This is a genomic window from Poseidonocella pacifica (genome assembly GCF_900111875.1).
GTDB lineage: Bacteria > Pseudomonadota > Alphaproteobacteria > Rhodobacterales > Rhodobacteraceae > Poseidonocella > Poseidonocella pacifica.
The window spans coordinates 45452-70497 of the sequence record NZ_FOJU01000002.1 but is presented as its reverse complement, the minus strand read 5'-3'; the positions used below and the strand labels follow the sequence as shown (position 1 = coordinate 70497).

At 57.2% G+C, this 25046-nt stretch carries 23 protein-coding genes; 10 read left to right on the top strand and 13 right to left on the bottom strand.

Annotated elements, in window-relative coordinates; translation table 11 throughout:
• The first annotated feature begins 23 nt into the window (after nucleotides 1-23).
• Nucleotides 24-953 (top strand): hypothetical protein, encoded by a 930-nt coding sequence (locus BM234_RS05505; RefSeq protein WP_092061529.1) that lies wholly within the window; start codon nucleotides 24-26, stop codon nucleotides 951-953.
• Nucleotides 954-983: 30 nt separating this feature from the next.
• Here the strand turns inward: BM234_RS05505 and BM234_RS05500 are convergent, their stop codons facing one another.
• Nucleotides 984-1412 carry a DUF1489 family protein gene (locus BM234_RS05500; protein WP_092061526.1) on the bottom strand — a complete coding sequence of 143 codons (429 nt, stop codon included), beginning with the start codon at nucleotides 1410-1412 and terminating at the stop codon, nucleotides 984-986.
• A gap of 166 nt (nucleotides 1413-1578) precedes the next feature.
• Between BM234_RS05500 and BM234_RS05495 the strand changes: the two genes are divergently transcribed.
• Nucleotides 1579-3843, top strand: a complete 2265-nt coding sequence (locus tag BM234_RS05495) for an adenosylcobalamin-dependent ribonucleoside-diphosphate reductase (protein ID WP_092061523.1) — start codon at nucleotides 1579-1581, stop codon at nucleotides 3841-3843.
• A gap of 862 nt (nucleotides 3844-4705) precedes the next feature.
• Here the strand turns inward: BM234_RS05495 and BM234_RS05485 are convergent.
• Both BM234_RS05485 and BM234_RS05480 read right to left on the bottom strand, forming a co-directional pair.
• A complete protein-coding gene (locus BM234_RS05485) occupies nucleotides 4706-5053 on the bottom strand; it encodes a hypothetical protein (RefSeq protein WP_092061518.1) in 348 nt (115 codons plus the stop codon).
• Nucleotides 5054-5303: 250 nt separating this feature from the next.
• The gene (locus BM234_RS05480) at nucleotides 5304-5699 is read right to left on the bottom strand and encodes a hypothetical protein (RefSeq protein WP_092061515.1); all 396 of its coding nucleotides are present in this window, start codon (nucleotides 5697-5699) and stop codon (nucleotides 5304-5306) included.
• Nucleotides 5700-6909: 1210 nt separating this feature from the next.
• On the opposite strand from BM234_RS05480, the gene BM234_RS05475 reads away from it, so the two are divergent.
• Together BM234_RS05475 and BM234_RS05470 are read left to right on the top strand one after the other, a co-directional pair.
• The gene (locus BM234_RS05475) at nucleotides 6910-7176 is read left to right on the top strand and encodes a hypothetical protein (protein WP_092061511.1); all 267 of its coding nucleotides are present in this window, start codon (nucleotides 6910-6912) and stop codon (nucleotides 7174-7176) included.
• A gap of 100 nt (nucleotides 7177-7276) precedes the next feature.
• Nucleotides 7277-10126: a TrlF family AAA-like ATPase gene (locus BM234_RS05470; RefSeq protein ID WP_342714642.1), complete on the top strand. Its 2850-nt coding sequence runs from the start codon at nucleotides 7277-7279 to the stop codon at nucleotides 10124-10126.
• Between the two features lie 556 nt (nucleotides 10127-10682).
• On the opposite strand, the gene BM234_RS05465 is transcribed toward BM234_RS05470, so the two are convergent.
• Nucleotides 10683-11570 carry an AraC family transcriptional regulator gene (locus BM234_RS05465; RefSeq protein ID WP_092063198.1) on the bottom strand — a complete coding sequence of 296 codons (888 nt, stop codon included), beginning with the start codon at nucleotides 11568-11570 and terminating at the stop codon, nucleotides 10683-10685.
• 157 nt (nucleotides 11571-11727) lie between these two features.
• Between BM234_RS05465 and BM234_RS05460 the strand changes: the two genes are divergently transcribed.
• Entirely contained in the window at nucleotides 11728-12675 is a 948-nt protein-coding gene (locus tag BM234_RS05460) for an SDR family oxidoreductase (protein WP_092061505.1), read from the top strand.
• Between the two features lie 124 nt (nucleotides 12676-12799).
• On the opposite strand, the gene BM234_RS05455 is transcribed toward BM234_RS05460, so the two are convergent.
• Nucleotides 12800-13708: a LysR family transcriptional regulator gene (locus BM234_RS05455; RefSeq protein WP_092061502.1), complete on the bottom strand. Its 909-nt coding sequence runs from the start codon at nucleotides 13706-13708 to the stop codon at nucleotides 12800-12802.
• Between the two features lie 118 nt (nucleotides 13709-13826).
• Here BM234_RS05455 and BM234_RS05450 point away from each other — a divergent pair, with 118 nt between their 5' ends.
• The 5 genes from BM234_RS05450 to BM234_RS05430 all read left to right on the top strand — a co-directional run bounded on the left by BM234_RS05450 (nucleotide 13827) and on the right by BM234_RS05430 (nucleotide 18702).
• Nucleotides 13827-14129 (top strand): DUF1330 domain-containing protein, encoded by a 303-nt coding sequence (locus BM234_RS05450; protein ID WP_092061500.1) that lies wholly within the window; start codon nucleotides 13827-13829, stop codon nucleotides 14127-14129.
• Between the two features lie 64 nt (nucleotides 14130-14193).
• Complete coding sequence (locus tag BM234_RS05445; protein WP_092061497.1) at nucleotides 14194-14970, top strand: CmcJ/NvfI family oxidoreductase; 777 nt, start codon at nucleotides 14194-14196, stop codon at nucleotides 14968-14970.
• Nucleotides 14971-14982: 12 nt separating this feature from the next.
• Nucleotides 14983-15951: an LLM class oxidoreductase gene (locus BM234_RS05440; RefSeq protein ID WP_092061494.1), complete on the top strand. Its 969-nt coding sequence runs from the start codon at nucleotides 14983-14985 to the stop codon at nucleotides 15949-15951.
• A gap of 10 nt (nucleotides 15952-15961) precedes the next feature.
• A complete protein-coding gene (locus tag BM234_RS05435; protein WP_092061491.1) occupies nucleotides 15962-16753 on the top strand; it encodes an SDR family NAD(P)-dependent oxidoreductase in 792 nt (263 codons plus the stop codon).
• A 95-nt stretch (nucleotides 16754-16848) separates the two neighbouring features.
• Nucleotides 16849-18702, top strand: a complete 1854-nt coding sequence (locus BM234_RS05430; protein WP_092061488.1) for a sigma-54-dependent Fis family transcriptional regulator — start codon at nucleotides 16849-16851, stop codon at nucleotides 18700-18702.
• An 18-nt stretch (nucleotides 18703-18720) separates the two neighbouring features.
• Here BM234_RS05430 and BM234_RS05425 read toward each other — a convergent pair whose 3' ends face one another.
• The 8 genes from BM234_RS05425 to BM234_RS05390 all read right to left on the bottom strand — a co-directional run bounded on the left by BM234_RS05425 (nucleotide 18721) and on the right by BM234_RS05390 (nucleotide 25012).
• Complete coding sequence (locus BM234_RS05425) at nucleotides 18721-19986, bottom strand: HupE/UreJ family protein (RefSeq protein ID WP_092061485.1); 1266 nt, start codon at nucleotides 19984-19986, stop codon at nucleotides 18721-18723.
• Between the two features lie 69 nt (nucleotides 19987-20055).
• Nucleotides 20056-20640, bottom strand: a complete 585-nt coding sequence (locus BM234_RS05420) for a VOC family protein (RefSeq protein ID WP_092061482.1) — start codon at nucleotides 20638-20640, stop codon at nucleotides 20056-20058.
• A gap of 125 nt (nucleotides 20641-20765) precedes the next feature.
• Entirely contained in the window at nucleotides 20766-22343 is a 1578-nt protein-coding gene (locus tag BM234_RS05415; protein ID WP_092061479.1) for a GMC family oxidoreductase, read from the bottom strand.
• A 12-nt stretch (nucleotides 22344-22355) separates the two neighbouring features.
• Entirely contained in the window at nucleotides 22356-22949 is a 594-nt protein-coding gene (locus BM234_RS05410) for a gluconate 2-dehydrogenase subunit 3 family protein (RefSeq protein ID WP_092061476.1), read from the bottom strand.
• 75 nt (nucleotides 22950-23024) lie between these two features.
• Nucleotides 23025-23327, bottom strand: coding sequence for a DUF1330 domain-containing protein (locus BM234_RS05405; protein WP_092061473.1), 303 nt, complete (start codon nucleotides 23325-23327; stop codon nucleotides 23025-23027).
• A 55-nt stretch (nucleotides 23328-23382) separates the two neighbouring features.
• Entirely contained in the window at nucleotides 23383-24090 is a 708-nt protein-coding gene (locus tag BM234_RS05400; RefSeq protein WP_092061470.1) for a lipoate--protein ligase family protein, read from the bottom strand.
• Nucleotides 24087-24782, bottom strand: coding sequence for a 2-oxo acid dehydrogenase subunit E2 (locus BM234_RS05395; protein ID WP_092061468.1), 696 nt, complete (start codon nucleotides 24780-24782; stop codon nucleotides 24087-24089). Before BM234_RS05395 ends, BM234_RS05400 begins: the two co-directional genes overlap by 4 nt.
• The gene (locus tag BM234_RS05390; RefSeq protein WP_092061465.1) at nucleotides 24779-25012 is read right to left on the bottom strand and encodes a biotin/lipoyl-containing protein; all 234 of its coding nucleotides are present in this window, start codon (nucleotides 25010-25012) and stop codon (nucleotides 24779-24781) included. The genes BM234_RS05395 and BM234_RS05390 overlap by 4 nt, the downstream gene beginning before the upstream one ends.
• Nucleotides 25013-25046 lie beyond the last annotated feature (34 nt).

The window sequence follows — 25046 nt, the reverse complement described above, 5'->3', positions numbered from 1 at the left end:
AATCACACTCCTTGAGGTTTCCGATGCGGTTCCAGACAGTTACGATTGCGACAATCTTTGCAGCAGCGGCGGCATCTGCCGGGGCCCAATCGTGGGAAGGCGACCTCACGCTGGGATATGGCTTCGGCGAAGTCGAGGATGAAGATATTTCCCGACTTGGCTTTGTCCTCGGGGGGCTATTCTCGGTCGGGGATAATTTTTCGGTGGGCACTCGCCTCGATGCGATGCGTTTACGCGCTGGCGATGATGACGAGCATTCCCATGTCACGAATGGCGTCATCGCGCCTATGTTCCATCTCGATGACCAGCGTTCGGTCGGCGCGTATTACGAATTCAACCGGGTTGCCTCCGATAGCGATGATTTTGAGTTCCATTCCTATGGTCTCAGTGGCGGCTACGAGATCGGCACTTTTGCCGGGCAGGTTTACATCGGAACCTTGGATGAAAGCCCTGAGCAAGCGGGTAGTGAAGATTGGGTCGAATATGGCGGCAGTTTCACATACGGGCTGTCTCCTGAGGCTTTGGTCGGATTCAGGTACGATCGGACCGTCTTGAGAAATGACGATGGCGAATCCGCAATGAGCGCGCATGGCCTTGCTTGGGCGTATGATTTTGGCGATGCCAATGTCTTTGGCGGTTTGCTGCGGTCTAAGACCGACGATGAATTCGCTGACGAGGACGACGATATCTTCACCTACAAATATGCTGTGGGCATGGGGTATGATCTGTCTGCGGTCACAGAGTTCGATGCAATGGCGAGTGTAGAACTTGTCCGCACCAATTCAGATTTAGTGGGTGACGATCTCCGCGGCCATGAGGTGCGCTTCGGTCTCAGCATTCCAATCGGCGGCGCAGCACAGAGCGCGGTTCCGGGGACTTCGGTCGCAGGTCAGATCTTGGGGCAGGGCCGCTCTGCTTTTGGTAACAACCAGCAGAACAGTTTCAATTTCTGAGTAAGCTAGAGCACTCCACGTTCGCCGGGATCAAAGGACGCCAATCTCGGCGAGCGCCGCGTCTAGTTCTGCGGGCAGCTTCCCTTCGTTGGCTCGGCTAGTCGGCAGATCAGCCGGGGCATCTTCGGGCTTCAAATAGCGCCAGCCCTGGAAAGGGCGCCTTGGGGCGGGGCGCGTCTGAACGACGTTTCGATCCAGCACGATACCGCATCGGGAAATTCCATCCTCGCGCACCACTTCTTCGAGACGAAGGATCGGTTGCCGCGCTAGGATGATCCCCTTGATAACCCAAAAGATTGACCCACCGTTCAAGAGAGCTGTCTCTTGTTTCGGCCACATGCGGGTGACGTGGCGTGGCATCCCGTCGCTGGAGACGGATCGCCCGCTGGCTTGCCAGTGCAGAAGGTCATCAATGCTCTCTGCTCCGACGCATAGTTTCACCAGATGGATCTTATCCACGAGTTATCCCCAGATTCCTGCACAGTTGATGGCATATATTGTAGGCTCTTGACTGTGGCCTTCAAGCTATGGTTTCTCGCGTCCTTCGACGCCTTGCCTCGACGAACTGGATTCGTCGCCCAATCAGGGCTATTCTGACGCCCCGCCGACCAAGAGGACACCCCCTATGACCCGCTTTGCTGCCCCCATCGCCGAGTCCATCTGGGACATGAAATATCGCTTCAAGAAGAGCGATGGTACCGCGATCGACAAAACTGTCGAGGACAGCTGGCGCCGGATTGCCAGATCGCTTGCGACGGTGGAGAAGGATCCCGAGCATTGGGAAGAGGTCTTCTTCAGCGCGCTTGAGGACTTCAAGTTCCTGCCCGCCGGGCGGATCACGGCCGGGGCAGGGACGGAACGCTCGGTGACGATGTTCAACTGTTTCGTGATGGGAACCATCCCGGACAGCATGGGCGGCATCTTCGACATGCTCAAAGAGGCCGCGCTGACGATGCAGCAGGGCGGTGGCATCGGCTATGACTTCAGCACGATCCGCCCGCGTGGCGCGGATGTCAAAGGCGTCGCGGCGGATGCGTCGGGCCCGTTGTCCTTCATGGATGTGTGGGATGCCATGTGTCGGACGATCATGTCGGCAGGGTCCCGCAGGGGGGCCATGATGGCGACCATGCGCTGTGATCATCCCGACGTTGAAGATTTCATTACGGCTAAATCCGACTCCGCACGCCTGCGCATGTTCAATCTCTCGGTGCTGGTCACCGACGTTTTCATGGAGGCAGTAAAGGCCGACGGGAGCTGGGACCTTCAGTTTGACGGCAAGGTTTATCACACGGTCAAGGCGCGTGATCTTTGGAACAAGATCATGCGAGCCACCTATGACTACGCCGAACCTGGCGTCATCTTCATTGACCGCATCAACCAAGCCAACAACCTGAGCTACTGCGAGCAGATTGCGGCGACGAACCCCTGCGGCGAGCAGCCGTTGCCGCCCTATGGCGCTTGTCTGCTCGGTTCAATCAACCTCGCCCGGTTGGTGAAAGATCCCTTCGAAAAGGACGCTGCCCTAGACGATGAAGCGCTCACAGAGCTTGTCGCAACCGCTGTTCGCATGATGGACAATGTGGTCGATGCTTCGCGCTTCCCTCTTGAGCAGCAAGCACAGGAAGCGCTGGCGAAACGCCGGATCGGCCTCGGCGTGACCGGGCTTGCGGATGCGTTGTTGATGGTGGGTCAGCGCTATGGGTCGGACGAAGCTGCGGCGCAAACCGAGCGTTGGTTGCATGCAATCGCGCGGGCGGCATACCGGGCCTCCGTGCAACTGGCCAAGGAAAAGGGCGCGTTCCCGCTGTTCGATGCAGATGCGTTCCTTGCGAGCGGGACAATGAAGGCGATGGACGAGGACGTGCGTGCAGAGATCGCAGAGCACGGCATTCGCAATGCCCTCCTGACGTCAATTGCACCCACCGGGACCATCTCTCTTTATGCAGGCAACGTATCTTCGGGGATCGAGCCGGTATTCGCCTATGCATACACCCGCAAGGTACTGCAGAAGGACGGATCAAGGACCGAAGAGGAAGTGGTCGATTATGCCGTCCAGATGTGGCGGGAGAAGTTTGGAGACAAAGACCTCCCCGACTACTTCGTAAATGCCCAAACCCTAGCGCCGCTCGAGCATGTCAAGATGCAGGCGGCAGCGCAGAAGTGGGTCGATAGCTCGATCTCCAAGACGATCAACTGCCCCGAGGACATCAGCTTCGAAGGATTCAAGGACGTCTACATGGAAGCGTTCGAGACGGGGTGCAAGGGCTGTACCACCTATCGCCCGAACGATGTGACTGGCTCGGTCCTCAGCGTGTCTGAGACCTCTGACAAGGCTCCAGAGGCCGATCAAGGGGCGGATGTAATCTATATGGCCGATCCTCTGGATCGCCCTCAGACGCTTGAAGGAATGACCTACAAGCTCAAATGGCCCGATAGCGAGCATGCGATCTACCTCACCGTCAACGATATCATGGTTGGGGACCGTCGGATGCCGTTTGAGGTCTTCATCAACTCCAAGAACATGGAGCACTTTGCCTGGACTGTCGCCCTTACACGGATGATTTCGGCTGTGTTCCGGCGGGGTGGGGATGTTTCCTTCGTGGTAGAAGAGCTCAAGGCCGTGTTCGACCCGCGCGGCGGGGCATGGATCCAAGGCAAGTACATTCCATCGATACTCGCAGCCATTGGCGGTGTCCTTGAGCGGCACATGGTCTCAATCGGTGTCATCGAAGCCGAAGGTCTTGGCCTGAAAAGCGATCCGCAGGCGCAAGTCGTGAACCTCGATCAGCCAAGGGGACCAGCTTGCCCCAGCTGTGGTCAATTTGACATGAGAATGGTCGAAGGATGCATGATCTGCGCCAGTTGCGGACATTCGAAATGTAGTGGTTAGTGTCAGTTGTCAGATGTAACTGAAAGGACTAATTGTCCTTTTTGGGTGGTTTTTTGGCCATTCTTGGAAGCATAACGTGACCACCGGGCAGAAACGCCCGGTTGTCGCGGTTTAAGCCCTGAAACACGATGCCCAAGGTTCGACTCTGTCCCAAGGAATATTGTGCGGTAGGAGTGTCGTCCAAAACCGAATTCGAAGAAATTCTTCTATTGTTTGGATTTCTCCTGAACACGGGAGGCAAACCCATTGCTCCTGGGCGGATGTGCCGCAGTTGAAACCTGACCGGTGGGCGGTCGGGAACAGTGTGGCTGCCATGCGAGAGGCGCGTTGAATGGAGCGGTCGTGTCCATAGGTCAGGGCGATTAGTTGCCTCAAAGGGCAAGCCCCCCCCGATCTGAGAAAATTTTCGGGGGCAGGAACGCAAATGGGGCGGCCAAAGGCCACCCCATTTGTCGTCATGTCATGTCTGATCTATGTACGGCTTGTTGTTCGTGCGCGTAGCGCGGCCTCTATCCGCGTATAGGCTATGAGGGCCTCGTGTCGCGAATGTCCACCATCACAACAAGTGCAAGGGATCAGGGCATCCCCAAGGTCCAGGAGCTGATATCCGAGCGCAAGGAACGCCTCCTTTGCCGCAGCGGCCAAGTGATCAAAGTGATGCTGCCATTGCATGACCGAAATACATGCGATTTCCCTACCTTGCTGATACGGGTGTCGGTCCACCCAGAGATGGACAAACGGCACCCGAAATTTCTGTAGAAGCCACATTGAGATGTCGCAGATATCTTGTTGGAGAGAGTCGCCCTCGTCGGGGTCGGGACCCCGACGACGAGCGTGTTGCAACTGACAGCCCGAGACGGTGTCAGTCGGCATTGCAGAACCGCGCATGTAGTTCACTGATCCGGGCACCATGCCAGCGCAGGGCACCAGACGCGTCAAAACCACGATCCCGCGCGGCAGCATCTGCAGCTTGCGATGTCTGCTTCGCCAGAAATGTTTCGATCTCCTGAAGAGCTGTCCTGATCATCTTGGCATCCGGGTGCTGGTTCCCGAAGATGCCATGAAGATCGCAAAGCGCATCAAAGCCCGAAGGCGCGTCGAAAGCGTCGAACAGATTGCACAGGGCAGCGCCATGACGGCGCAGATGCTGCTCCGTATCTGCGATCCGGTCATATGCGGCCTGTGCGATGTTTTCATTAGTGGTGTCCATGTGGGACCTCCTGTTCATGTGGTTGGATTGTTTTGGGTGGGTGCCATTCTGCGGCGTCACGAAATCCGGCATGAGAGGAGGTGGTTGGTTTGCCGATGTGCTCCTTGTGTTTGGATCGGAAGGGGGCTTTTGCTGGTACCAATGACATTGGTCGTTTTGCGAATCCACGAAGAAGAAAAATGCGCGTGCTCACACCTTTCTTGGGAGACCCCCACGCTGTCGCCAAGGTGACGAGGCGCGGGGAGATACATCACGCTGCTTGATCGGGATCGGATTTGAACACCCCCGCATCCTGGAGAGCCTGTTCCAAGCCATCCGCGAGGAGGCAGATTTCCGGAACAATCGGATCGTCGGGTTCGAGCAGTGCAAAACCCGAGTCATCGCCCCAATCGTCATTGTAAGCGTATTCGAGGAACAGAAGGTTCCGCAGCTCAAGCAATTGACGGCGCAGACGACGGGTAAATGGCCTGTGGTGGCTCAGCGCCTCGCGAACCGCATTGATAAGCCGCGCGCCGCGCCGCCCACCGAGCAGCACAGCGGCGTGGCCGAGGGCTTCATCGTTGTCTTGGAAATACGCCCGAAACGCGTGTTCGCTTCCTTGGCATTTGGTGAGCTTTGGGTCGGGGATGATCTTGTTGTAGTACATGGTGCCTCCTGTTGAAAAAAGTTGCCAGGTTTCGTCCCGGCGGTCAGGATGTTTTGGAGGTTCATGTGATCGTCATCTGCTGAGTTGCGCGCCTCACTCTGAGGGCGCGAAAATCAGTCGATGGCGGTGTCTGTCAATTTTCTCTTCATTGCGTATCGTCCTTCTTGATGGCTTCTGGATAAGAGATTGGCCAAAATTCCCATGACGAAGAAGTTTTTGAAAAAATTGGAAACTCGCTTTCCCTGAGACGATTCTACTGCCGTCTAAGACCATCAGGATGCAGTGTGCCGACCAATACGATCCGCACGGTTCACTTGTGCACCTTTAGGAGAATTGTCGTTCGGGGGGCACTTGGAGGGTCTGCCTTTTACAAGAGACGGCGTGTTCGGAGGGCATAGCGCGTTTCGGTCTAAAAATGTTTCCGTATCGGACCAAACGTATTCATCTACTCATCAAGATCGATGTGAAGCATTTCGCAGCGGTCTCGGGAAAATCTCTTGCATGCAGAAAGGAGGCGTTCGGTTTGGTTGGCCGACTACGGCCGGACAAAAGCAAGATACTCAAAAATCATCGCTGACAAGCAGCGCGCTGCGGGATTTGATCAATCCCATATGCGATGATCGACAGGCGCAAACCGCCTGATTTTGAGCCCCGAGACTCTCTGTGCCCGCCCACGACTTTCCCAGAAAGCTGACCATGGCAGCTTTCGATACTAAAATCATCTCAAAGGAGAATAGCCTGTAGTTCAAAGTAACCTGTTTCGATATGCAGATGTCGGGGGGCCAAAGAATTTTGGGGCTCCCGACCGCTGGCTAAACCCATAAATTTGGACGGCGGAATAAAGTGATCAGCGCTGCGTTTGTGCGATTAGGCGTCGCGGCGTCGCGGCGTCGAGGTGTACAATGAACATTTCAGCAACGTCGAGTGCTCAGCAATTAATTCGTCAGCTCCCTACTGGGGAGACGTTGTTCCGGTCCTTTTTCCCAACGAATACCGGAGGTCAACAACATCAATATCTTGGCGGGTGTTTTCCTCCCACAGTGGCGTGAGTAGAGCGCGGCTCCTCCTGGCCCATTCTTAGCTCAACGCGAACGGCCCACAGCGGCCTTTCGTCGATTGTACAATATGCTGCGATCGCATCCAACTTTTCGGACATTGGCTTCCGTGATCAGTGCTTCTATCATCTGCGGCAGGCCAAAGAGGTATTCAGATGAAACGCGAACCCAATCTTGTCATTTCCAGCGCTTCGCAGCGCATCGTTGAGGATGGGGTGCCATTTAAGGTGGAGATCTACAAACTCGAAGGCGGGGACGGTTGGTCGCTGGAAGTTGTGACAGAACACGGGACATCTATCGTCTGGGACGATCCCTTTGAAGACGACCGAGCCGCATTCGAAGAAGCAATCAGCACCATTCGCAACGAAGGCGCAGTCGCATTTTCGAACGGTGGTTCAAACGTCGTCCTGTTTAAGCAGTAGGTGAATGGTCCCAAGCTGTCGTTTGCGCGATGGGATGATTAAAGGTACAACTTCTCAATAGCCGCCTTAACTACCAGAGCGCTCGAAATTAGCCCGATTAATGACAACACCAATTTCTAAAGTTGAGAAGACTTCAATGAATTTTGCGTCATGGCGAAAATGTGACTTTCAGCTCCATACTCCACGAGATCCCAATTGGAATGGGAAGAGACCTGTCGGGTTGGGAGACGAAACTGACAATGGTCCAGCAACACAATCCGATGTAGATGCTGCACGGATAGCATGGGCGAATGATTTCATTAATATTTGTCTAAAGAGAGATCTGCGAGCTGTAGCGATCACTGACCATCATGAAATGGTGATGATACCATATGTGCAGTTGGCTATATCTCAGAGGCTTTCCGAGGATGCCAAATTTGACCTATGGCTATTTCCTGGAATGGAGCTGACCTGCCGCAACGGTGTGCAATGTTTGATCCTTTTTGACGCTGATCTTTCGAAGGCTTGGCGCATTGAGGCACAATCTAAATTGGGAATTACAATCCCATCCTTGAATGTGAATGGAAGGCAGGGGCCTAAAGTCACACAACTTGATTTTCCGTATCCTGAAATATCTAAACGACTTGATGTAGTCCCGGAACTTCAGGGACGATTTATTGTTCTGCCAAATGTCTCTCAGGGAGGTCAGCACACCGTCTTAACTGAAGGATCTCACGCAGACTTCAAGTCTATGTCTTATGTGGGGGGGTACCTCGATAGAGGGCAGAATATTGAAACGATAAGCGGAAAGAACAAGAGGCGCTTATCAGGTGAAGAAGACATCTGGGGAAATCGTTTCGTTTATCCCTTGCCCACATCAGATGGCCGGTCTGCGGACTTTTCCAAGGCAGGTACAAATAGCTGTTGGATTAAGCTTGCTGCACCTACCGCTGAGGCGATCAGGCAAGCGTTTTTGGGGCACCGATCTCGCATCTCAATCGAACCTCCCCTAACACCTACGCTGAGTGTTAATTTCATTGAGGTGAGCGGGTCGGAAATTCTTACAGATCGGCAGATAGACCTCAGTTCTGAACTAAACTCTTTCATCGGCGGGAGGGGTAGCGGTAAGAGCACATTGCTTGAATATGTGGCGTTTGGACTGGGTCGCAGTTGTTACGATTTGCCTAAGGACGCATTTTCTGGGGCAGACCGGCTAAAAGAACTTATTTCTCAAACGTTAATCGCAAAAGGTGCAACACTGTCAGTTGGTGTCACTCAAGATGGCGCAGAATTCAAAGTCCGTCGTGGTGGATCGAACGCTTACCAGCCTGACATAACTTACCCTGACGGCACGACCCAGAAACTAAGCACCAAAGAGCTCCGCACACTTTTCCCTGCCGTTGTTTATAGTCAGGGAGAACTCTCCGAGCTTGGGAAGCAGGCCGGCAAGCGTACGCACATCTCAGACCTGCTGCAATTTGTTGACCAAGAGTATAAACGTGAAGATGAACGGTTGAATGCAGAAATTGATGCATCCAGAATGCGCGTCCGGAAAGCCATCCAAGGGCTTTCATCGGCTTGGGCGATAGAGGCAAAGATTAGTAAGTTTACTGCCTCAAAGGCCTCTTTAGAACAGCGAATTGGGGCATTGCAAAAGACGCTTCCTGAATTGTCCGATGCTGACAAAGCAACCGTTTCTCGATATGAAAAGCTATCCGCGCTTGAGGCTAAGAGGCAACAAGCGAAAGCCCAAGTGGCTTCGGTTATGGAGGAAGTCACCCAGCTTTGGAAGACGTCAAGGAAGCCCGTAGACCTGAGCTCAGAGTTGCCAGAAGCTGGAAACTTTCAAAAGGCATTCTATAAATTCAATGCCGAATTTTCGAGTGGTATCGAAGCGCTTGGAATTGAGCTTGGAAAACACCGAGATGCCATGGTGGAGGGTGGCGCAGATATCGACATCGCTCTCGATGAGGCGAAAGTCGCGCGTGATTTGGCCATGAACAAACTCACTGAGCACCGATCAGCTACAGCCCAGATTTCCAATCTCCAAGTCGAACTCCAGGGCGTTCTCAAACAAATAGCTGAACTTTCAGTCACTGCGAGTTCAGCTGATGAATGGTTCGAAAAGCTAAAGTCAGCAGTCGACGGGTTGAAAGAAGCCGTCGCACAAAAGGGCGGAAAAACCAGAGAATGGGCCAACAAAATCGAGACGCTATCGGGCAATAGGATTGAGGCTCAGCTTAAGGCTGACGCGAACTGGACCGCTATTCATGAGGCCGTTGAGGCTCTCACGGCGAAGGCAAACATAAAAGAGGCAACGAGAATTCAACAAACGGACGAGTACTTAAAGAAATCAGGGGCTTGGCCATCCCTCGACAGCTTGAGGACCGATGCATTGGCCGCTTTGCGGTGGCATATCCTTTCGCAATCTGAAAGTGGCAAGCCACCACAGATGGAGGCGCTGGTTGAAGCTACCGGGGCAACATCAAGAGCTGTCGAACGATGTGTTGAATTGATGGACGTTCAGCGGGTTGAGGCGATAGCCACTGCGGTTCCAAGCGATGACATCTCCTTGCTTTACTGTGATGGAGACCGAAAGATATCATTTGAAAAAGCGTCGGAAGGCCAGCGAGCAGCAGCACTATTGTTTATGTTGCTGGAACAACCGGGGGGGCCACTTCTGGTCGACCAACCAGAAGGAGATCTCGACAATAAGATCGTGTCGGACCTTGCCGAGAAGCTTCACGATGCCAAGAAGAACAGGCAGATCATATTTGCGAGCCACAACGCAAACATCGTTGTGAACGGTTCCTCGGAACTCGTTCTTGGTTTAGACGTAAGTGAAAACGCAAAAAGAGATGTTGCCTGTGGGGGGGCAATCGACACAAAAGAGGTCTGCGACAAAATCACAGAAATTATGGAAGGTGGACCACAAGCGTTTCGCGATAGAAAAGAAAAGTACGGATATTGAATGCGCTCTTCTTCACCTGATCAGATCTCGACACATTCTCATGTAAATGTGCCAAAAGCTTGATAACGGTCTCTCGGGTCATTTCAAGGTCCGCTTTAGCGGCATTATTAAATTCATGCTGCAAAGCGGAGAACGGCCGCTTCCCGCCCTTGGTGTCGATCGACGCGAACGGCCCTCAGCCGCCTTTGGGCAGAATAGCCTGATGCCGCGATGCGGCGCGCGTAAGCTGCCCTTCGCCGCCGTTGCGTTGTAGGGCCTGTAAGGGAACCAGCCTACGGACTTGGGCCGATCCTTGAGTGGCGCCAAATTGGCTCTCCTGTGCTAAAAGTTTGGCAAGTCGGGGGAATTACCGCGAAGCGGTCAGATCCGAAGTCTTGATTCTGGTGAGTTTTCACCAGCAGTGTGTGAGCTTCTTCGATCTGCGCCAAGACAGGAGTGGGGGATACCTTCCAATCACGGATGTCGTCATGCTCTTCACGGTCAGGAGCAGATGCATGCAGATCAAAATGATCTCCGGATCGCAGCTTGCTCAACCTTAATTTTGCCGATCACCCTTTCACTCCTCGCCCACAGGCAATTGATGCGTGTCGCTCCATTGCCTTGGCGACTGGCCATACATTCGTTTGAACTCACGGCTGAACTGCGAGGCACTGACGTAGCCGACCTCCATCGCGGCCTCTGAAACGGTCATGCCGCCTGCGATCTTCATCGCGGCGTTGTTTATGCGCATGGATTTCACGAACTGGATGGGCGACATGGCCGTTGCCTGCTTGAACTTGCGATGGAACACGGCGCGACTCATGCCTGCGCGATTCGCCATGTCGTCGATGGATACCGGCGCCTCCGGCTGAGACGACACATGGGCGATGGAACGCGCGATGGCATTGCCGGGGCTGAAAGTCTCCCGGGCGAACGCTCCTGCTTCGCCTTTCAGAACGGCATAGTAAAGCTCGCGCAGCCTCGCATTGCCAAGCACGGCAACGTCTGTTGCATCTTCCCAAAGCTGCACCAGTCGTAGGAGCGCGTCGAGGAAGCCATTGTCCCAACGCGCCAGCCGAATGCCCCGTGGGGTGCTCTCGGCTCTGGGGATGCGGCTGCCGGAAGCCTCCATTTCGATGGTCAGTTCGCTCATATGGCGCTGATCAAGTGCGATATAAACGCCATATAGCGGGTTCTCGGCGGAGGCGGTGGGCGTCCCGGCCTCTACCGGCATGGACATCGGGCAGCACAGATATTCGCTGCTGTCATAAACATAGCGCTGCCCGTCCAGAATTGTCTCCTTGCCGCCGCTGACGATGGCGATGACACAAGGCTCATAGACCGCCGGGGCGCAGGGCACTGCTTCGGTCGCACGAAACAACTGGACGCCTTTGATGCCGGTCTGGATCATGCCATCCCTTGGCATCCGGGTTTCGATGATCTGCCTGATGGTGTGCTTGCTCATGGACTGCATGTAATGCGGGGGAACACCTCCACGCAATGGTATCGAGACAATCAGGCAAGTATTCGCGAGGATCGCGCCTGTTCCGTATATCCCCTGAGATTTATCTACGATTTCAACCAGGCCGCCATACGGTGCGATCTTTGAAAGGAACAGATACATGGCAGACATGACTTTTGGCCCCAGGGGATGGACGCCGGAACGCCTTACCCCTCTCTCCGGCAAGACATATGTCATAACCGGGGCCAACGCGGGCGCGGGGTTCCAGGCGGCGCGCATCTTGCTGACCCGTGGTGCGAAAGTGGTGATGTTGAACCGCAGCGCCGAACGCTCGACCGCGGCCATCAAGGATCTCAAACAGGAATTCGGCGCGCAGGCCGACGTCAGCTTTATCCGCATGGACCTGTCGGACCTGTCCAGCGTGCGTGCCGCCACGCAGGAGGTGCTGAACACGGTCCCGCGTATCGACGGATTGATCTGCAATGCTGCCATCGCGCAGGTGCCGTCGCGCCAGTTGACCGTGGACGGGTTCGAGAGCCAGTTGGGCACCAACCACTATGGGCATTTTGTTCTATGCGGGATGCTGTTCGACCGGATCGAAGCATCGCAAGGCCGCATCGTCGTGGTCGCCAGCCTTGGCTACAAGATGGGTCTGCGCACCATCAAGTTCGACGACATCAACTGGAAGCAGGATTACGGCGCCAACACCGCCTACAGCCAGAGCAAGTTGGCGCAGATGATGTTCGCCTACGAGCTTCAGGACAGGGTCAATGCCGCCGGTCGCGAGGTGGAGGTCTACGTCTGCCACCCCGGCTCGTCGGCCACATCGCTGATCAGCACCAGCGGCGGTCTCATGACGCGTTTCACGTGGTGGCTGATGACTAAGACACCCATGGTGCAGACCGCCGAACAGGGAGCCTATCCCGAAGTCATGTGCGCCACCGAAAACGGGCTGGACCAGCGCGCGCTGTATGGCCCGACCGGCCGGATGGAATTCGTCGGCCCCGTGGGCCGTGGCACGCTGGAGTCGCACGCGTTTGACAAACCCGTCATGGCCCGACTGTGGGATATGTCCGAACAGGCCACCGGCTTCACCTGGTCCGTTTGACGGCCCAAGGAAGATCAGGTGCATTCTCTACAGATGGGCTTGTTGCCTCAGATTCTATACACAAGACCGTCTATACCGATTGAGAAGTGATACTTGATCTGCATACTTCCCGACACTCGGTAGACTAAAGACGCCCCCAGGACGCGGCTTTCATCACCTTCTCGATCAAAAAATCCATGAATACACGGACTTTTGGCGAAAGGACGTTCGATTTTGGATAGACCAGCCAAAGGACCGTCTTTTCAGCGACCTCAAAGTCAGGCAAGACCTGAACCAAGTCACCCGTGGCGAGCTCCTTACCGACGCTCCAGAGCGAATTCATCGAAATGCCGGCGCCAGCGATTGTTGCCAGCTTTTGAGTTAATCCATCATCCAGAACCAGTCGGCAGGCGGCGGCACTCGGGTCGAACGCCTCTTTTTGACCATCCGGCCCGATCAAGGGGCGTGCCGTTTGATTCTTGAATGCGATCAATTGATGCTGCGCAAGGTCGCGCGGATGGGAGGGTGTGCCGTGTTCCTTTAGATAGGCAGGTGATGCGCATAACACGCGGGTGTCATCCGCCAGCTTGCGGCCCTTGAGGCTGGAATCTTGTAGCGCGGAATTTCGGATCGCAAGGTCAAAGCTGCCCTCGATCAAGTCGAACACACTGTCCGACAGCCGCAGATCCAGTGTCAGTTCGGGATAACGCTGCAAAAACTCCGGCAGGATTGGCGCGATGTAAAGCTGCGCAAACGTACTGGGTGCGGTGAACCGCAGCGTGCCGCGCGGGGTGGCGTGCCCTTTGCCGAGAGCGGCGCGTGCGGCGTCTTCCTGAGCAAGGATTTCTCGCGCAAAGGGCAGAAACTCTGCCCCTTCAAGTGACAAAGACACCTTGCGCGTTGTGCGGTGCAACAGGTCCGCGCCAATAGCATTTTCCAGCTTTGCCAGATGCGCGCCGGCAACTGCAGGGGCAAGGCCAAGGTCGCGCCCGGCAGCACCGATATTGAGCTTCTCCGCTGCGCGAACGAACAGTCGCAAACTGGCTGTATCCATCATTTATATCCAAAATCGATATTATGAATCGCAAATTCGCGCATTTATAGAGTCTTCGCAATGTGTATTTTCTCCGATGTGCCGATTGCGGCATCCAAACCACCTTGGGAGAAAAGACATGACTTGCTACTCGGTTCTCGCCGTGACCCCGACAAAAGAAGACTGGATCCCCGGCTATCTTGCCCCGGCCCTGGAAATAATGACCAAGCATGGCGGCAAATACATCGCGCGCACAACAGACCACGAACAGGTCGAAGGCGATGCGCAACCGGCCGCCTTGCGGATCATCATCGAATGGCCAAGCAAAGCGGCGGCATTGGCTTTCGTCAACGATCCGGACTATGCGCCCCACCTCAAGGCGCGCACCGAGGGCTCGACTTCGTCGCACTTCATCATTGAAGGCAAAGATGACCTTGCCTGACAGGCAAAACGCCCTTCCCCGAACGGGCGGGGATTCGTTTTCACCGCAAAGACAGGAGCCTCCCATGGCACGTACTGGCCACGTCAATTACCACGTTCATGCCCCGGGGCGGCAAGCCTTTGAAATCGACGCGGGCGGCATTGTCGGCAATCTGATTTCACCCGAATTGGTGGAAACACAAATCGCCCTGTATGACTTGCGCCAAGGTGCTGCAGCCAGTTTTGCCATCGATGGCGTTGCCTTTGACCGCAGCCCTTCGACGGTGAGGACCTTTGGCGAACCGCATGCGTGGCAAGCCACTTATGATGCGGAATTGACCGATCTGCTGAAACGCCGGATCGGCGCGCAAGAGGTCGTGATCTTTGACCACACGGTCCGCACGGATGATCCCGATGCGATCCGCAAACCCGCGCGCAACGTTCACAGCGACTATAGCGTTCAGGGCGCGGAAAAGCGGCTGATCGATCTGCTCGGAGCCGAGGAGGCCGCTGAATGGGCAACGGGCCACTATGCCTTTGTCAATGTCTGGCGTCCCATCGCCCACCCGATCAACTCTGCGCCGTTGGGGTTTGTTCGGCCTGCCAGTGTCGCCGCACAGGATTGGATCACGCTTGATCTGATCTATCCGGACCGGCGCGGGTCTATCATGGGACTTGCGGCGAATGACAAACACGAGTGGATTTATCAGTCTCGGATGACGCCGGATGAGGTGGTGTTTTTCAACATCTATGACAACGCGGGCCGCCCGTCGGTCGCTCATAGTGCCATCGATCTGATCGAAGACCCCACGGTGACAACCATCCGCCAGAGCATCGAAAGCCGCACCTTGGTGCGGTATTGACCGGAGCCCCCTATGCTTGACACTTCCGACGCCAAACCATTTGCCACGATCAACCGCGCCTATAATGCCACCTTCAAACCCGGTCGGATGACTGTGGGTATCGTCGCGCCGATTGAAGCACATGGCAGTAATCCCGTCCCGACCATGGACCGGCATATCGAGCGGGCCCAACTGGCCGACACCCTGGGATTTGCGGCGGTCTGGCTGCGGGATGTGCCGTTCAACGTGCCCAGCTTTGGCGATGCCGGGCAGATTTATGATCCGTTTGTGTACCTCGGCGCGCTGTCCATGGCGACGCACAACATTGCGTTGGGCGTCGCCAGCGTCGTGCTGCCGCTGCGCCATCCCGCCCATGTTGCTAAGGCGGCAGCCTCGGTCGATGTGATGTCGGGCGGTCGGCTGCTGCTGGGCGTGGCGTCAGGCGACCGGCCCGAGGAGTATCCGGCCATGGGCATGACATTTCCTGATCGCGGCGCGCGGTTCCGCGATAGTGTCGCATACATGCGCAGCCTCGTCGATCCCTATCCCGGAATCGAAAACAGCCACGGCACATTGTCGGGTGGGCTGGATATGTTGCCGAAACCAACCGGCCCGCGTCTGCCGCTGCTGATCACCGGCGGTAGCCAACAAGACCCGGCTTGGGTCGCGCGGAACGGCGATGGTTGGATGACCTATCCACGTGATGCGCAATCACAAGGACGCGTCGTTGCCGACTATCGCAGCCGCATCGCGAAACACGGCGGGCCGGACAAACCGGTCATGCAATCGTTGTATGTCGATGTGCTGGAAGATGCGGATGCCGCGCCGCGCCCGATCCATCTGGGTTTTCAGTCCGGAACCACATTCTTGCGCGACTACCTGCGTGAAATTCAAACTTTGGGCATCAATCACGTTGCCCTGAACCTGCGCTTTAACAGTGCGGATATCGAAACCACATTGAACCGTCTGGCCAACGATCTGTTGCCAGACTTCGCTGAATAGGAACCGTCCCATGTCCAAGACCATTCTCATCACCGGATCGACTGACGGCATTGGCCTGCGCACCGCCAAGACGCTGGCCGATCTGGGTCACACAATCCTGTTGCACGGTCGCAGCCAATCCAAACTGGACGCGGCGGCAAAGGAACTGGGCGGCGGGGTCGAAACCTATGCCGCCGATCTGTCCCGCATGGCAGAGGTCGAAAAGCTGGCCGCTGATGTGACCGCGCGCCATGACCAGCTGGACGTCTTGATCAATAATGCCGGCGTCTACAAAGTGCCCGACGCCAAAACGCCCGAGGGGCTGGACCTGCGATTCATGGTCAACACCTTTGCGCCCTATGTGCTGACCAATGCCCTGCTGTCCATCATCCCCGCAGACGGGCGGATTGTGAACCTGTCCTCGGCCGCTCAGGCCCCGATTGACGTGAAGGCCATGGCGGGCAAGACCAAGCTGGATGATTTTGCGGCTTACGCCCAAAGCAAGCTGGCAATCACCATCTGGACACGTGAGTTTGCCCGCGAGCATCCGAATGGCCCCGTCGCGATTGCGGTGAACCCAGGTTCACTTTTGGCGTCGAAGATGGTCAAGGAAGGCTTTGGCGTCGCAGGCAATGATATTCAGATCGGCGCGGACATTCTCACGGCAACGGCGACCAGCGCAGAGTTCGCCAACGCCTCGGGTAAATATTTCGACAATGACGCCGGGCGCTTCAACGACCCGCATCCGGCTGCGCTTGATCCGTCTCATGCGAGACTGGTCATGCAAACGATTGATAAAACCTCCTCCGCCCTTCGCCGCTAAACATAGATCGGGGGCCGAGACCGCCTACAAACCGTAGGTGAGGAAATCATTCCAACACCGGCCTTCTGCCTGTATATTCGCAGAGCGGAGGAGATATGACAGGGATTTCACCACGACCCGGCGTCGAGGCGGCACTTGGTGCCTCTTGGGAGCGTTGCGAGCGCAAGTACAAGCTTGCCCGTGACACCGCGCGCCCGATCTTGCGGATGCAAAGCACCGAGGTCGCGCCCCGGCTGGAGGAGATGATCGAACGCACCGGCGGGCGCAACGGCATCTTCCGCCAACTCTCTGGCATCGCCGCAGAGACCGGCGCCTGTATGGTGCTGACAGATACCGACGGTGTTCTGGTTCGACTGGAAGGACCGGAACAAGGCCGTGTGATTTTCGAGCAAAACGGCATTGCCTTTGGATCGTGCTGGGACGAACGCGTTGCGGGAACAAATGGCGTCAGCATGGCTTTGTCCGAAGGCGAGGCCTTTACCGTACGCGGTCAAGACCATTACTTTGCTTTGTTGCAGCCATTCTCCTGCACGGCGGTTCCGCTGTTTGATGCGGAAAACCGGATCATTGGCGCGGTGAATTTTTCGATGATCGACCGCGGCAACAAGGCGGATTATCTTTTCGCACGGCAATTGCTGGGGACTGCCGCGGACCGGGTGCAACGCCTGCTGTTCGAACGGCAGTTCAAGGATGCCATGATCCTGGGGGTCGCGCCCCAAGCTGGCCGTGACCTGATGCAACATGATGAACTTGTGGCTGTGAACGAGGACGGCATCATCCTTGGATCAACGGCGCGTGCGCATCTGCTGGCAGACGCGGACAACCCGGCACAGCTGAAGGGCAAAGCGTTTGAAACGGTCTTTGGCGCGGATGCTGCGATACTCGACAAGGTTCCGGAGCGTGTGGTCAGCGTACGCCGGGAAGGTGGATCATCGCTGCTGATCACGGCGCGCAATCATCAGTTGGGCGTCGGCGCACAGCCCGGATGGCGTCCTGCCAGAAAGGCCGATGCGCCCGAACCGATACGCCGACGGCTTGGGCCGTCGTTTCGGCGACTGTCACAGGGCAGCGATCAGATGGCGGCAATATGCGCCCGGGCGAAGGCCTGTTTTCGACGCGCGCTTCCCTTTGTGATCGAAGGCGCGTCCGGCACTGGAAAATCAAGCCTCGTGGCCGCGCTGGTCGAAGGCGAACGCCTGAATGCGACACAGGTGATGACGGTTGACTGCGCATCGCTCGATGACACGACAGAGGATCGGGTGTATTTTCAGACGCTGGTCGATCAGGCCCGCGTTGCCGGGGCTCTTTGTGCCGACATCCTTGGACCTGTCACTTTGGTCTTTGAAAACGTAGACGAAATGCCAAAATTTGCGCAGGCCGGTCTTCGTTCGGTTCTGGATGCGTTCGATCCAATCCCAGCCAGCGACGGGGTGCCACGGATCATTGCGACAAGCCGCCGGTCTTTGATTGATGCCGTTGGACAAGGCGCTTTTCGGGACGATCTGTATTTCTTGCTTGCTCGGACAGTGGTATCACTGCCGCCTCTTGCGGCGCGTGAACGCTTGGATCGCCTTGCCACAGACCTTGCTGCGTCACTGGCCGGTGTAGAGGTTGAAGTTGCCCCCGAGGCGATGGAAAGGCTGTGCGCCCATCACTGGCCGGGGAATGCCCGGGAATTGCGCAATGTTCTGCAGCAGGCTTTGATCGCAGGTGATGGACGTCGGATCTCAGGAGTTGATCTGAATGGGCTTATTCAGTTCGTACCGCAGCCTCAGAGCAAGGCACCCTGCGCGCGAATTTCACACAATGGATATGACGAGGCCACGATGATCACTGATGCGCTCGCCGGTGCGCGCTGGAACGTCAGTCAGGCAGCACGCGCCCTGGGCATGGGTCGTGCGACGATCCACCGAAAGATGAAACAGCATGGCATCATACGCCCAGATTAAGCCTCGGCCCGCGCAGGGTTAGGCGACCGCAAATGCGCCCGACACTACTGACAGGCGAGATAGCGTGGCGAACACGGCACACAGCGCAATCCCGAGGGCCACAGCACGCCGCCAAGAAACCGGTGTCATGGGCATGTATCGGTCAAAAATCAGGATCGCTGGCAGAACCAGCGCGTAAATGGCGAATTGGCATAGCTCAAGGCCCGCAGCAAAAGCCAACAACACGGGAGGATCAAAGTCGCCTGCAAACAGCGCGGTCGCGGCAGAGGCGGCAAAGCCGTAACCATGGATCAACCCCACGAAAAATAGGCTAACCCACCCGATCGCGCTGTTTGCCTTAAGAAAAATAGCAACACCGGCAAGGACAATGGACAGGGCAATCCCGATCTCGATCACGGGAATGAACCAGCTGGCCGCAGGCGCGACCCCATAGAGGCCAGCCGCAAGCGTGATGATATGACCGAGTGTGAAGGCAGACGCCCAGCCGAGCGCCTGTCTCCAGCCGGTTGCGGCCAGAGCGATCAGCAGAATAAGCCCCAAATGATCCAAGCCGAGGTAGATATGTTCCGCCCCGCTAAGCGCTGCATTGCGAAGGGTTTGCAAACGCGTCGTGACAGGCGGGAATGAAACATCCAGAACGCCGATGATTGCTTTGGTTTCGGTCCCTTCGCTTCGGTGGAATTTGACGACCGTTCCGAACTTCTCAATGACCTGAAAATTCTCGCCCAGACTGGACGTCAGGCGCATATCGCGGTTCAGATTGATGCCGGGCAGCGCCAATCGGATGTCGAGCGTAGCATCGAAATAGGGGACCGGCTTGGGCTCTGAGTTGTTTTCCAACGCGGCAATCGCCGTCTTGGCCGTGCCGAACCGGGGGCGGTCACTGTCGTGCCAGACCCGAAAGGCACGCAAGACAGGTTGCAAGGTCTCGCCATCCATTTGAACAGTCAGCGACCGTTCAAGCACGGCTGCGAGTTCAGGATTGGTCAGGTCCAATGCCGACACGTCCAACGCAGCACTGTTACCGGTTGAAACGGCAAAAGGGGGCAACCGCGTCTCAGCGTTGCCTTTCCAGTCTTCGGGAAGCAGTGCCAGGGGCACGGGCATCCGCATGAAAATCTCGACATTGCCATCTGCATTTTCGGTCACATGGATGATGCGCGGATCCGAATAGCTGAAATGAGCCCGCGCCTCTTGCGGCGCAATCATCGTTGCAAGTGACAGCATCAATGCCATCACCCTGCCATGGGCGGCATGCAGCACGGTGCGAGACGCGGATTTCATATGACCGTTCCTTTACGCATGATCCCCGGCCGTCACCAGCCGGGGCGTGGTTTTTGGGTGATCCGCGTCTTAGCCGCGCGGATCCCAGAACCGCATTTCGGTGGTCTGCTCGTAGGACATGCCATCCGGATAGCTGACGATCTCCATTTGCATCCCCCAGGGCGACAGGAAATAGACCCATTCCTGCCCTTCAGAGCCTGTGTCCGTCAGCGGATGCGGATCCTCCAAAACGCGTACATCATTGTCGCGCAGGTATTTCACAGCTTCGCGAATATCATCGACATAAAGCGCGATGTGATAGCCGCCGATATCGCTGTTTTTCGGTGGTTCGGGGTTCTGGTCCGGCGAGGTGTATTTGAACACCTCCAGCGCCGGTCCGTTGCCGCATTTGACCATCGTGATCATCTCGATCACGGCGCGGGGATTGACGTTGAGGTTGTCGGTCATCCAGTCATCTTCGAACGGACCAAAGGGCCCGAAGGAATAGAACGACTCGCAGCCGATGACATCGACCAGCCATTCGACAGCCTCATCGACGTCGGGCACGGTGATGCCGATATGCTGGGTGCCGCGCATGCCGGGAAGCTCGGCATTTGCGGCCAGCGGGCTTGCCAATGCCGCAGCAATGGCGAGCGGTTTCAGGAAATTGGTCATGGTCTCTCCTCCTTGGATGTTGGCCGAGCGGGACCGCCGCGCAGTTGGGCTGCACGCTCGGATCTGTTGCCTCCCAATGCAGCCGGGTCCGAAAACCCGACCGCACCAGGGAGGAACCCTTTGCCTCAGATGTTCTGGGCGTTCATTTCCTGAGCGATATATTCCGCCTGACGGATGGCCAGCGCGACGATGGTCAGCGTCGGGTTACACGCCCCGGACGAGGTGAACTGGCTGCCGTCAGAGACAAAGAGGTTGTCGATGTCGTGGCTTTGCCCGTAGGCATTGACCACACCCTTGTCCGCATCCGCATGCATCCGGTTGGTGCCCATATTGTGGCTGGCCGGATAGGGCGGTAGTTCGTAAATGTCCGTCGCGCCAACGGATTCGTAGATCTGCGACGTGGACTCGACCATATGCGCCGTCATGGCATGGTCGTTATTGTGCGGCGTCTTGGCGACGATGGGCACCGGCAGCCCGTGTTGATCCATTTCGCTGCCATGCAATGTGACGCCGTTCTGTTCCTGCGCCAGATCCTCGCCAAGCGCCCAGACGCCGGACATATGGTCATATTGCTCCATCGCGCGGGAAAAGCTGCGCCCCCAGCCGGTATTGCCCGGCTCAAGGAATGCGCCCATGAAAGGCAGCCCCAATGAGAGGAATTCCAGATAGTAGCCACCGTTAAAGCCGCGCGCGGGCTCGTGTTTGACGTCATCGCCCACGATCCCCGCGACAGACGTGCCGCGGAACATATGCACCTTTTCGGGCATCACAGCGTAGATCCCGGTCGAGGTATGGCACATGTAGTTCTTGCCCACCTGTCCTGACGAATTTGCCAGCCCGTCCGGGAACATCTCGGATGCAGAGTTCAGCAGCAGACGCGGACTTTCGATCGAGTTGCCCGCCACGCAGACCACCCGCGCCTTTTGCAGATGCTGGTTGCCTTCGGCATCCGCATAGAGTACGCCTGTCACCTTGCCGCTCGCGTCATGTTCGATCTTCAGCGCCATGGCGTCGGTACGGATCTCGGACAGGCCGGAATCCTCGGCGCGCGGCAATTCGGTCACCATGGTCGACCATTTGGCGCCAATCGCGCAGCCCTGCATGCAGAACCCGATCTGTTGGCAGGCCGGCCTGTCGTCATTCTCGACCGAGTTGATCGCCATCGGACCGGAATTGTAATCCGTACGTCCCGTCCTGCGGCACCCTTCGGCCAGCACGCGGAAACCGTTATTCCACGGCAGATGCGGCATGCCGGTGGTCTTGCCGGTAACGCCCATCTTCATCTCGGCCTTTTCGTACCAAGGTGTCATTTCCTCAAGGCTGACAGGCCAGTCCTCGACATTGGCGCCCTCGACAGCGCCATATGTGCTGCGGGTCTTGAATTCGAACTCCTTAAAGCGCAGCGCAACGCCGGCCCAGTGGACGGTAGACCCGCCATAGCCTTTGACGATCCACGCGGGCAGGTTCGGGTGATTGACCGATCCGTGCCAGCCGCCCGCCGAATAGCGTTTGTCCAGCCATGAGATCTTTTGGAACATGGTCCATTCGTCATTTTCCATGTCCGAAGAATCGAGCCGTTTGCCCGCTTCCAGAACCACGGATTTGATCCCCTTTTTCGCCAGCTCATTGGCGACCGTTCCGCCACCCGCGCCAGAGCCGATGATCACGACCACAGAGTCGTCGGTTTTCTCAAATTCTGTCATTGATCTGCTCCCTCACCCTTTGACTGCGGCCATGCGCTCTTCAAGGGTCGGGCCCTGAGGAACAAAGGTGATGTCAGAGAACCCGCGATCAATGTAACCGCCATATTCAACCGAAGAGCCCTGGTAGCCAAACAGCGGCCAGACATCGACATTGTTGTAGATGGCGAAATAGGCGGTCCACCGGACACCCTGAAAGAACCCGTCATGCTGGAACTTGCGCAGCACACCTTCGCGGGCGTCCGGGTCTGCGATTTCCGTATAGGGCGTGCCGAACAGAGCTTCGGCCTGTGCATCGATCCGGGCCAGCCCGTCGCGAAGGTCCTTGGCAGTCGCCACATCTGCTTCGGCATTGGTGATGACTGTCGCGGCGATGCCTTCGTAATGGCTGACCTCCAGCAGCTCGGGATGCGGATAGATGTCCTGCACCATGCGCAGCAGCGTGGCATCCTGCCCCGCGTCAAGCGGCGCGGCCAGACTGCGGGTGGCACTGCCCAGCATCGCGCTGGTGGTCACGCCCGCCATGGCCGTGGTCATCAGGAACATGCGGCGGCTGACACCAATATGGTCCTGCTTCGACTTCTTTTGTCGGTGGAAACGGATATTCATAGGGTCTCCTCCCCTTGGGATTGGTCAGGCGCAGGCAGCCGCGGCTTCCTCAAACCGCGGGCTGCCTTTTTCGCGTCAGGCGAGGTCGTCCTTGCCCGCGATCAGAAAATGCACGCTGTCGGAACCGGCGGTGCGCGCTTGCAGATGCGGCGCATATTCCGGGTCGGCCATGAAGGCTTTGGCAGCCTCTTCGGAGGGCCATTCCAGAATGATCCGCAGCCCGGCCGGGCTGTCCTGCCCTTCAAGCTGCTCGTGACTTGTGGTCCGCGCGAGGTATTTGCCGCCATGTCTGGCGATGACCGACCCGGCAACAGGTAGATAGTCGGGGATCCAGCCATCGTCGTTGGGGGTGACAGCGAGAACGGAATAGTAAGTCATGGGTTTCCTCCCTTTGATTATGCGCCTGCCCTCTGCTCAGGACAGGATGGTGATGTCAGGCTGCAGCTGCGCCGTCGAGGCTACGGCGTGGCAGGTGGTGAAGGCGGTCCTCGGCGGCCCGCATCAATGCGCCTTGCAGCGCATGGGGGGCCATTGCGGCGGGCAAAAGCTCGTCCAGCGCCACATGCACTTCCCTTCTCGGCGGGGTGATGCCCCCGGCCTGCGCCTCGACTTGTGAAAGAACCGGCCAGATCGAAGCAGGCGGATGTGCCGCGACAATGGCGGCATGGATCAGGGCGACGGATTGGCCGTTTCCCATGGGCCGCCAGCGCTGCGCGGTACCGGCCAGCTTGCGTTGGCCCACGGTGACGTTCCACGCACCATCACAAAAGGCCGCGTCGACGGACCCGGTTTCGGTCGCGACCTCGAACCGCATCAGCGCCTCGGAAATCGCGCCGCAGATCAGGCGGTAGCCTTCTTCGACCCGCGCACCAACAGGCATCGGGGTGATGATCGCAAGGTTGATCGTCCCCGGCCCCTGTGGCACCGCCCCGCCGCCACTGGAGCGCAACATCAGCGGCCAACCGGCACGGGCCGCCGCCATGCTGAGCCCCACAAATCCCGGGCGTCGCCCGCGGCTGCGTGGCACAACGATGCCCCGCTCGACCGACCGCCACAACAGCAATGCAGGTTTTCCAGCTGCAAACAGCGCCTCTTCCCGCGCCACACCGTCGGCGGCGGATTGGAATTCCACACAGATCACGGTGCAAAACCTTCGATTTCTTCGCAGATCGTGGTGAGCAGATCGCCTGCCGGCGCGCCGTCGAGAGCACGGTGATCGAAGGTGAGCGACAGCCCGACATGCGGCCGCAATTCTATCCCGCCATCCGTGCCACGCACGGCGCGGTCGGTCATGCGGCCAATGCCCAGGATGCAGATCTGCGGGGCGTTGATGATCGGGGTGAAGTGCTCCACCCGCGTCAGACCCAGGTTCGAGACAGTGAAAGTTCCGCCTGTCATCTCTGTGACGCTCAGCTTGTTGGCCTTGGCGCGCGCCGCCAGATCCTGCCGTGCGCTGCGCAGCTCGGACACATCCATATCACTGGCACCAAAAATCGCAGGGGCAACCAGCAGGTTTCCCGGCAGCGCGATGGCCACCGACAGATCGACCTTTTCCATGGTCTTGACGTCGCGCCCTTCGACCCGGCCATTCGCTTCGGGGTGTTTTTTCAACGCCCGGACCACCGCCAGCATCAGCAGATCCTCGACCGAGGCTTTGGTACCGGCTTCTGCCAGCCGCGCTTTTTCGACCATCAGGGCAGAGGCGTCGGCGCTGGCATGGTGGGTCAACTGCGCGGCGGTGGCCAGACTTTTGACCATCGCATCCGCAATCATCCCGCGCATACCTTTCAGCGGGACGACCTTGACCTCATTCGTCAGGTCAACCGTGCTCATTCGATTGTTCCGATGACCGCGCCCTTGGCGACGACGGCATCGGCCTCTTCGATGATTTTCACGGTCCCTGTTGCCGGTGCGTTGATTTCGTATTGCACCTTGGCGGTCATGATTTCGGCGATCAGCGCGCCTTCCTGGACGCTGCCATCATCATCGACCAACCATGAGGTGATGACGCATTCCTCGTCCTCTTCCCAAAGATCCGATGGGATAACGATATCTGTGGCCATTTTCGCATTCCTTCATTGGCCGGGGACGCCGATG